We start from the raw sequence: 8,963 nt of genomic DNA, 5'->3' as shown, positions 1-8,963 counted from the left end.
CAGCCGCGCCTTGTCGCTCAGGGTGTCGGCGGTCAGATGGTGGGCCGAGGAGGGCGGGTCGACAACGCCGTCCATCGAAGCGAAAGCGCGCATGATCAATGCGAGCACATCGTCCCAACGGTCGAAATCGGTCGGGATCCGCGTGATGGAGACAGCTTCGTTCCGGTCCAAGAATTCAGCTTCTCTTGTAGCGGATGGTGTCGAAGCGCGCCGCCAGCGCATCATAGAGCAGCAGCCGGCCGACCAGCGGCTCGCCAATGCCGGTGATCAGCTTGATCGCCTCCATCGCCTGCAGCGTACCGACGACGCCGGTCAGCGCGCCAAGCACGCCGGCTTCGGCACAGGACGGCACCAGGCCCGGCGGCGGCGCCTCGGGAAACAGATCGCGATAGCTTGGGTTGGGCTTGCCGTCCCTGCCGTCTTCGAATGGCTTCAGCACCGTTACCGAACCATCGAAGCGTCCGACGGCGGCATGCACCAGCGGCTTGCCTTCGCTCGCGCAGGCATCGGCCACGGCATAGCGCGTTTCGAAATTGTCGGAACCGTCGACGACGATGTCATAGCGGGCGACGAGGGCGGGCGCATTGTCCGTGGTCAGCCGGAACGTATGCGGTTCGACTGTGGTGTTGGGATTGATGCGAGCGATTGCCGCCTTGGCGCTATCGGTCTTCAGCAGGCCGACAGTGTCGGTACCGTGAATGACCTGGCGCTGCAGGTTGGACAGCGAAACGGTGTCGTCATCGATCACGCCGAGTGTGCCGACGCCGGCGGCGGCAAGATATTCAAGCACCGGCGCGCCCAGTCCGCCAGCGCCGATGACCAGCACCCGGGCCTGTTTCAGCCTTTGCTGGCCGGCGCCGCCGATCTCCGGCAGCACGATGTGGCGGGCATAGCGTTCGATCTCGTCTGCGGTCAGGGCGGCAGTGGTCATTGCCTGATCATACAGGGACTGAAAAACCTTGTCAGGGGCCAACGCACCTGTTGATGTCGCCCAGGAACACGAGGCACAATGGTCTAGATCGTTGGCCCAACTGTCCCATGGTCGACAGTCAGGAATTGCGCGCGCCCCTGGAGACTGGAAAACAGCGCAGCATCGGTTCCTGTCATGAACGCCTGGCAGTTCAGTTCCTCCAGGATGGAGAACAGCGCCGCGCGCCGCCGGCTGTCGAGATGCGCGGCGATCTCGTCGAGCAACAGGATCGGCGTCATGCCCGACATTTCGCCGGTCAGCCTTGCGTGCGACAGCACGATGCCGACCAGCAGTGCCTTCTGCTCGCCGGTCGAGCAGAGTTCGGCCGGCATCGCCTTGGGGCGGTGTCGAACCACCAGATCCGAACGGTGCGGGCCGTCGAGGGTGCGCCCGGCGGCGCGATCGCGCTCACGGCCCCCGGCAAGCGTCCGACGGAAGCGCTCCTCGACATCGACCGCCGGCGCGGCGGCGATTTCGGCTTCCAGATCGCCCGAAAGGCCGATATCGGCCCGCGGAAATGGTCCCGTGTCGGGCAGCCTGTCGATCATGGTGGCGAGCAGCCGCACCATTTCGGCCCGCGCCGCGGCTATCGCCACACCGGTTTCGGCCATCTGCGTCTCGATAGCGTCGAACCAGCGGTCGTCCCGGGAGTTTTCGGTAAGCAGCCGGTTACGACCGCGCATAGCCTTCTCGTAGTCGATCGCACGTTGCCCGTGCCCGGGATCGATCGCCAGCACGAGCCGATCGAGAAATCGCCGGCGATCCGCGGCCGGTCCGGTGAACAACGCGTCCATGGCTGGCGTCAGCCACACCACGCGCAGCCATTCCAGCATGTCCTCGGCCGAGCGCGCCGACGCTCCGTTGATGCGCACCCGCCTGCCGCCTTCGCCGGCGGTGTCGCCGCCGGAAATGCCTGTTCCGATCTCGACCTGGCCGTCAGGTCCGTCGAGCCGGGCATGCAATGCAAAGCCGCCGTCGCCGCCCTCGCGTGCGACATCCACGTAAGGGGCGCGGCGCAAACCACGCCCCGGTGTCAAAAGGGAGATTGCTTCGAGGAGATTGGTTTTGCCGGCGCCGTTGTCGCCGGAAAAAACCACGGCACCTGGCGCCAGATCGATCGTCAGCGCCGCGTAGTTTCGGAAATTGGTAAGTGTAAGCTTACTTATGTGGTTCTGTGCCGGCAACCGCTATCCGCCTATAGAGCGTTCCATCGTTTCACGGAAACGCAAAACCAATCTATCTCTTTGTTTTAACGCAATTCCCAAGGGAAAGCGCTATGCGCTTTTCCCGGGAAAACCGCTTCACACTTTTCCTGGAATTGCTCTAGAAGTTGCCGTAAATATCGCGCTTGCCGGTCCACAACAGGACCGAAGTGCTGACACCGTGCCGCTACACCCGCATCGGCATCAGCACATAGAGTGCGGTCTCGTCGGCCATGTCGTGGATCAGCGTCGGCGAGCCGGCGTCGGCCAGCATGAACTTGGCTTCCGTGCCGGTCAGTTGCGCGGCAACGTCGAGCAGGTACTTGGCGTTGAAGCCGATCTCGATCGGATCGGATGAATAGTCGGCGGACAGCTCTTCGGTGGCGCTGCCTGAATCGGGATTGTTGACCGCAAGTGTCACCTGACCCTCGCTGATCGACAGCTTCACCGCGCGGCCGCGTTCGGAAGAGATGGTCGAGACGCGATCGACAGCGGCGGCAAAACTCTGGCGGTCGATGATCAGCTTCTTGTCGTTGCCGGTCGGAATGACCCGCTGATAGTCGGGGAAGGTGCCGTCGATCAGCTTCGAGGTCAAAACCACGCTGCCGATCGTGAAGCGGATCTTGGTGTCCGACAGTTCGGTGGTGACCGCGACATCCGGATCGTCGACGAGCTTCTGCAGCTCGCTCACCGTCTTGCGCGGAATGATGATGCCCGGCATGCCTTCGGAACCCGCTGGCGCATCGATCTCGGCGCGCGCCAGGCGGTGGCCGTCGGTCGCTACCGAGCGCAGCTTCAACTTGCCGCCGACCTCATGCGTGTGCAGATAGATGCCGTTCAGGTAATAACGCGTCTCCTCGGTGGAGATGGCGAATTGGGTCTTCTCGATCAGGCCTTTCAGGGCAACCGAGTCGAGACGGAAGATATGCGAGAACGATCCGGCCGAGAGCTCCGGGAAGTCGGATTGCGGCAGGCACTGAAGGCGGAAGCTCGAGCGGCCAGACGTCACTGACATGGCGTTGCCGTCCTCGTCCGTCTTCAGCATCACCTCGGCGCCATCGGCAAGCTTGCGCACGATGTCGTAGAGCAGATGTGCCGGGACTGTCGTCGCCCCGCCGCGCTCCACCTTGGCGGGTGTCGCTTCGGTCACCTCGAGGTCGAGATCGGTCGCCTTCATTTCAAGGCTGGCGCCTTCGGCGCTGAGCAGCACGTTGGACAGGATCGGTATGGTGTTTCGCCGCTCGACCACGCGATGGACGTGGTTGAGCGACTTCAGGAGATTGGACCGTTCCAGGATAACACGCATGACGAAACAGGCTCGCTTGAATGAATGACGGGTCACCAGTGAGCGGCGTCCCGCGAAAGGTCTGAACAGGCTCAGAATCTGCGTAAACTGACAGGAAAAAACCAGCAAACGCAAGCCCGCGCCACCGGTTCAGGCCGGCTACGCGGGCTTTCTGGGGATAACGCGCCCGAAGTCCGCGAGCCAGTGTCGTAAAACCGAAATCCAGATCGCTTCCAGGCGGCGCCACGAGCCCGATCCAGGCCCAGCGCCGCACTGGCAAGCCATTGAATTCCGGTATTGTTCCGGCTCAGCCATCCCCGGAGGATCAGGCCTGGTCGTTGATCAACCGCCTCAGAAGCTCAAGTTCCTGCGCCAGCGTGTTGTCGTTGCCGGAAAGGTCCTCGATCTTGCGCACGGCATGCAGCACCGTGGTGTGATCGCGGCCGCCGAAACGCCGTCCGATCTCGGGTAGTGAGCGCGGCGTCATCACCTTCGACAGGTACATGGCGACCTGCCGCGGCTTGACGATGGTGCGCGTGCGCCGGTTGGACAGCAATTCGGTCTTCGACACATTGTAGTGACGCGCCACGATGCGCTGGATGTCCTCGATACGGACACGCTTCGGCTCGCCGGTGCGATAGATGTGGCCGAGAATTTCGTCGATCCGGTCGATGGTGATCTGCGGCTCGAAGGATTGACGGAACAAAAGCTGATTGAAGGCGCCTTCCAGCTCGCGTCCGCTGCCGGTCACGGTGCGGGCGACGTGATTGAGGATCTCCTCCGAAATGTCGAGCGATGCGTCGTCGCTCCTGGCCGTGGCAAGGCGCAATTTGAGCATGCCGAGGCGCATGGCGAAATCGGGCGCCGACATTTCAAGCGCGACACCGCCATTGAGGCGCGAACGGACCCGCGGTTCGAGCGATTCCAGTTCCGACGGCGGCCGGTCGGCGGCGACGACGACCTGCTTGGCGCTGTCGAGCAGCATGTTGATGAGGTGGCAGAATTCATGCTGGATCGACTTGCCCTGCAGAAACTGCATGTCGTCGATGATGAGCAGGTCGATGTCGCGCAGCTGTTCCTTGAGCGTCAGCGCGTTGTTGTCGCGGATCGCGGTGGCAAAGCGCCACATGAAATACTCGGCCGTGAGATAGACGACGCGCGACTTGGGGTTCTGCTTCAGCGATTCCGCAGCGATGGCCTGCAGCAAATGTGTCTTGCCGAGCCCGACGGTTGCGTGAAGGAAAAGCGGATTGAAGCGCACTGCGCTCGATTGCGATTCCGCTACCGCCTTGGCGGCGGCGAAGGCCACCCGGTTCGACGGTCCCTCGATGAAGGACCCGAACGTGTAGCGCGGATCGAGCGGCGACCCCAGCACGTTGTGGCGAAATTCGCTCTCGATCGGTGTGCCCGGACGCGGAGCCGGTGCGCGCTCCACCCGGCTGGGGCTGACTGTGCCGGCGGCAAGTGCCGTCTGCGTCTGCCGTGTCATCTTGCTGCGTGCTGGCGTCACCTCTGGCTCGGCCTGGCTGCGTCCCTGACGGGTTGCCGTGCGCACGACGATGTCGATCTTGAGGAGATCGGCATCCTCCTGCTTCCACAGCTCTGAAATGAGGTCGAGATAGTGGCCGTTGATCCATGAACGCAGGAAGGCGGTAGGCACGGAGATGCGGACGATGCCCTTGGAAGCCTCGGCGACCTTCATGCGGCCAAACCAGCTCGAATAGACTTCGGTTCCCAGGCGCGCCTTCAACTGGGTCTTGACCCGGTCGAATTTCTGTTCCGCGTCGCTGGACACCGCCATGTCGTTTGCTCCGATCAAAGTTCCAGGAAATGGGAGGTCGCCCGTAAGTTCCCTTTCAATGCCGCTCTGCATGATCTTTTCCTTGTCCTTCCGTACCTGTTTTCCACCGGGGATGCGCCTCCTGCATCCGGTTCCGGCGACCTAAGTCTTTGCTACGATGTCCGCTGCCGCCGCCGGCAGATGAACGTCGCCCATTATCCGCGGGAACCGGTGCCGGCCCATGGAAGCCAGTCCGCGTTGGGTATGTCAGGGCAATACAACACCGCCCGGCGAAAAGAGCGCCGGCGCGCCGTCTACCTGCCATGTCTAGTTACGCCAGTCCCCTACCGTATCGAAAAAGACAAACCAAAACCGTCCGCGGACTTGATCCGCGTTGCAAATCCCGCCAATTTAAGCTGGCCGATTCAGGCTTGGGTTAAGAGCCAGAGCCCGTCCCTTTCGATAGATCGACACTACCGAAATCGCTGTGGATAGGGCAAGGCCACGTCTAACGGATTTTTAAGGAATCTGGTTAGTGGAGGCGGGTTCGAGTGGCGTGCCGCGACGGCACATTTTAACAAAGCCATTGTGATTCAAACCCTTTTCCGGCGAATATGAAAAACCGGGCGCTGACAGAAATATTCTGAAATAATTCGCTTGACAGCGACTTCTCCCCGATCGGGCCGGTCCGGTGTGGACAAGCTGTGGATCACCATCTGTAAGTCACTGAAAGATATAAGGTATTTCTGACAGTTAAGAATCTTTAGGTCGGCCGTTTCAAGCATGCCGATCACCAGCAGGCATGCATATGCCGGCAAACTATTCCTAATTGTGAAATGCCGCATAAGACGCCGTTTCCGGACATTCTTTTTAAGTGCTTGCCGGCAAACGAAAAAACCCGGCACAAACGGCCGGGTTCGAAGAACGTCAGTCTAGGCAAGTAATGTCAGGCCGACAGTACCTTGACCCGCTGAGCCAGTCGCGACACCTTGCGGGACGCCGTGTTCTTGTGGATCACGCCCTTGGTCGCGGCACGCATCAATTCCGGCTCCGCGATCTTGAAGGCAGCCTGTGCGGCAGCCTTGTCACCGGAGGCAAGGGCCTCTTCGACCTGGCGGATATAGGTGCGGACGCGCGAGCGGCGGTTCTTGTTGATCGCTGCGCGGCGGACGATCTTGCGCGTTGCCTTTTTGGCCGAGGATGTATTGGCCATGATGCCTCTCTTCTGATCTGGTCGGCGCATGCGGGATGCCGCAGGGCGCAAAAAACAAACGGGCAGCCACGGGGCCGCCTCGGTTGGTGCGGCTTATAGTTCAGCTTTTCCGGCGCGTCAACGCTGCCCGGCCTTCTTTTTGGCGGCCAGCAGCCATCTTCTTCGCAGCCAAGGGATTGGCGTCAGCGGTTGGTGAAATTCGGCTTCCGCTTCTCGGCAAAGGCCGCCATGCCTTCCTTCTGATCGTCCAGTGCAAACAGCGAGTGAAACAGCCGGCGCTCGAACCGCAATCCCTCGGCAAGCGTCGTCTCGAAGGCGCGGTTGACAGCCTCCTTCGCCATCATCACGGATGGTAGCGAGAAAGCGGCAATCTTGGCCGCGGCCTTCAGCGCCTCCTCGACAAGCTCGCCGGCAGGCACCACCCGCGACACCAGGCCAGAACGCTCGGCCTCGGCGGCATCCATCATCCGCCCGGTCAGGCACATGTCCATCGCTTTCGACTTGCCGACGAAGCGGGTCAGCCTTTGTGACCCGCCCATGCCTGGAATGACGCCGAGGGTGATCTCGGGCTGGCCGAATTTGGCCGTGTCGGCGGCGATAATGAAATCGCACATCATCGCCAGCTCGCAGCCGCCGCCGAGTGCATAGCCCGCCACTGCCGCGATAATAGGCTTTCGCGCCCGCGTCAGTTCCTCCCAGCCGACGAAGAAGTCTTGGGCGTAGGCGTCCGCGTAGGAGATGGACTGCATCTCCTTGATATCGGCGCCGGCGGCGAAAGCCTTTTCGGAACCGGTGATGACCATGGCGCCGACACCGGGATCGGCGCTGAACCCGTTCACGGCCGCCACCACCTCGGTCAGAATCTGCGAATTCAGCGCGTTGAGCGCCTGCGGCCTGTTCAGCGTGATCAGCCCGACCTTGCCGTGCGTCTCGGTGATGATCGTCTCATAGGCCATGGCTGCTTCTCCTTGCTCACGCTCGTCTAGAGCGGTTCATCGTTTCACGGAAACGCAGAACCGCTCCATCTCTCTGTCTTGACGCAATTCCGAACGGGAAACCGTTCCCACTTTTCCTGGAATTACTCTGACTCATCGCTGACATGTCCGGCAATAAAAGGTCGATCGGCCGCTCTGCACGACACGTTCGATGTGGCCGCCGCAGCCGGGCTTGGAGCAGGCCTTGCCTTCGCGGTCGTAGACGGCGAAGGCGTGCTGGAAATAGCCCAGCGCCCCATCGGTCTGCATATAGTCCCGCAGTGAGGAGCCGCCGGCTGCGATCGCATCCGATATCACCGAACGAATGGCTTGCGCGAGGTGTTCGCTTTGGGCCTGGGCTTTCTTTCCGGGCCTGGCGATCGTGCCCGCCTCGCGCAGCGGCGACAGGCCGGCACGCCACAACGCCTCCGACACATAGATGTTGCCGAGCCCGGCGATCAGCCTCTGGTCGAGAAGCGCTGCCTTCAGCGGTGATCGCCGCCCCTTCATCAATGAGGCAAGCAGCGCACCGTCCAATGTGTTGCCGGTTGGCTCGACGCCAAGTCCAGCCAGCATCGGATGAACGTCCGGCAGCCCTTCCGCAAACAGCATGAAGCCGAAGCGGCGCGGATCATTGAAGATCACGCGGGACCGGGCACCGGCCGGAGACACGACATGGAAGACGACGTGGTCGTGATTGGAGCTCTTCGAGCGGTCGTGCCGGAAGATGCCGGGCATGTCGCTGCCATCGGCCGTCTCTATGCGGAATGAGCCCGACATGCCGAGATGGCAGATCAGCATGGGGCCGCCTTCCAGGTCCATCGTCAGATACTTGGCCCGGCGGCCGAGTGCCGTGATCGTCTTGCCGGTCAGCCGCTGCGCGAATTTCTCGGGAAATGGAAAGCGCAGATCCGGTCGGCGCGCCTCGACGCGGGCGATGGTAGCGCCTTCCAGAACCGGCTGCAGCCCGCGCCGGACGGTTTCGACCTCCGGCAATTCAGGCATGACCGCCGATCGCCGTATAGAAAGACGTGCCGTAGCGTCCGGGCGCCAGCCCGAGATGCTCGGCCACGGTCTCGCCAATGTCGGCGAATGTCGTTCTCAGTCCGATGTCGCCGCCCTTGAGACCCGGTCCAGTGCCGATCACCGGAATGCGCTCGCGCGTGTGATCGGTCCCGCCCCAGGTCGGGTCGTTGCCGTGGTCGGCCGTCAGGATGAGAAGATCGCCCTGCCGCAGCCTCGCAAATGCCTCCGGCAGCCGCAGGTCGAAGGCCTCGAGCGCGGCAGCATAGCCCGCGACATCGCGGCGGTGACCGAATTCGGTGTCGAAGTCGACGAAATTGGCGAAGACGAGGTCACCGTCGCCGGCATTATCCATCGCACCCAGAGCCTCGTCGAACATCGCCATGTTGCCTGCCGCCTTGCGCACTTGCGAAATTCCGCGATGGGCGAAGATGTCGCCGATCTTGCCGACGGCGATGACACGGCTGCCACGCGCCGTCAGCCGGTCGAGCAGGGTCGGTTCCGGCGGGGGCACGG

Annotated in this window: 7 protein-coding genes and 2 pseudogenes; all 9 read right to left on the bottom strand. The window is 62.2% G+C overall.

The window, feature by feature from the left end:
* Positions 1-171, bottom strand: a pseudogene (locus tag EN939_RS39010) (GNAT family N-acetyltransferase); the annotation flags it as partial.
* A 4-nt stretch (positions 172-175) separates the two neighbouring features.
* Entirely contained in the window at positions 176-931 is a 756-nt protein-coding gene (locus EN939_RS11175; RefSeq protein WP_127268058.1) for a molybdopterin-synthase adenylyltransferase MoeB, read from the bottom strand.
* Between the two features lie 83 nt (positions 932-1,014).
* Entirely contained in the window at positions 1,015-2,154 is a 1,140-nt protein-coding gene (recF, locus tag EN939_RS11170) for a DNA replication/repair protein RecF (RefSeq protein WP_127268057.1), read from the bottom strand.
* Positions 2,155-2,359: 205 nt separating this feature from the next.
* On the bottom strand, positions 2,360-3,478 hold the full coding sequence (gene dnaN / locus EN939_RS11165) for a DNA polymerase III subunit beta (RefSeq protein ID WP_127268056.1): 1,119 nt from the start codon (positions 3,476-3,478) through the stop codon (positions 2,360-2,362).
* A gap of 304 nt (positions 3,479-3,782) precedes the next feature.
* A complete protein-coding gene (gene dnaA / locus EN939_RS11160) occupies positions 3,783-5,258 on the bottom strand; it encodes a chromosomal replication initiator protein DnaA (protein ID WP_236383352.1) in 1,476 nt (491 codons plus the stop codon).
* 925 nt (positions 5,259-6,183) lie between these two features.
* Positions 6,184-6,450, bottom strand: coding sequence for a 30S ribosomal protein S20 (rpsT, locus tag EN939_RS11155; protein WP_013533694.1), 267 nt, complete (start codon positions 6,448-6,450; stop codon positions 6,184-6,186).
* Between the two features lie 182 nt (positions 6,451-6,632).
* Entirely contained in the window at positions 6,633-7,406 is a 774-nt protein-coding gene (locus EN939_RS11150; protein ID WP_127268054.1) for an enoyl-CoA hydratase, read from the bottom strand.
* A 132-nt stretch (positions 7,407-7,538) separates the two neighbouring features.
* Positions 7,539-8,429: a bifunctional DNA-formamidopyrimidine glycosylase/DNA-(apurinic or apyrimidinic site) lyase gene (gene mutM / locus EN939_RS11145; RefSeq protein ID WP_127268053.1), complete on the bottom strand. Its 891-nt coding sequence runs from the start codon at positions 8,427-8,429 to the stop codon at positions 7,539-7,541.
* A pseudogene (locus EN939_RS11140) lies at positions 8,422-8,963 on the bottom strand (phosphopentomutase); the annotation flags it as partial. The gene mutM and the pseudogene EN939_RS11140, both read right to left, overlap by 8 nt.

This window comes from Mesorhizobium sp. M7A.F.Ca.CA.002.05.1.1 (genome assembly GCF_003998335.1).
Classification (GTDB): domain Bacteria; phylum Pseudomonadota; class Alphaproteobacteria; order Rhizobiales; family Rhizobiaceae; genus Mesorhizobium.
Note: the sequence above shows the minus strand (reverse complement) of the source record. Positions and strands in the feature narration are given on the sequence as shown.

Coding starts and splice junctions, on each gene's coding strand:
- EN939_RS11175 (WP_127268058.1), bottom strand. CDS start 931: ATGACCACTGCCGCCCTGACCGCAGACGAGATCGAACGCTATGCCCGC.
- dnaN (WP_127268056.1), bottom strand. CDS start 3,478: ATGCGTGTTATCCTGGAACGGTCCAATCTCCTGAAGTCGCTCAACCAC.
- dnaA (WP_236383352.1), bottom strand. CDS start 5,258: ATGGCGGTGTCCAGCGACGCGGAACAGAAATTCGACCGGGTCAAGACC.
- rpsT (WP_013533694.1), bottom strand. CDS start 6,450: ATGGCCAATACATCCTCGGCCAAAAAGGCAACGCGCAAGATCGTCCGC.
- EN939_RS11150 (WP_127268054.1), bottom strand. CDS start 7,406: ATGGCCTATGAGACGATCATCACCGAGACGCACGGCAAGGTCGGGCTG.
- mutM (WP_127268053.1), bottom strand. CDS start 8,429: ATGCCTGAATTGCCGGAGGTCGAAACCGTCCGGCGCGGGCTGCAGCCG.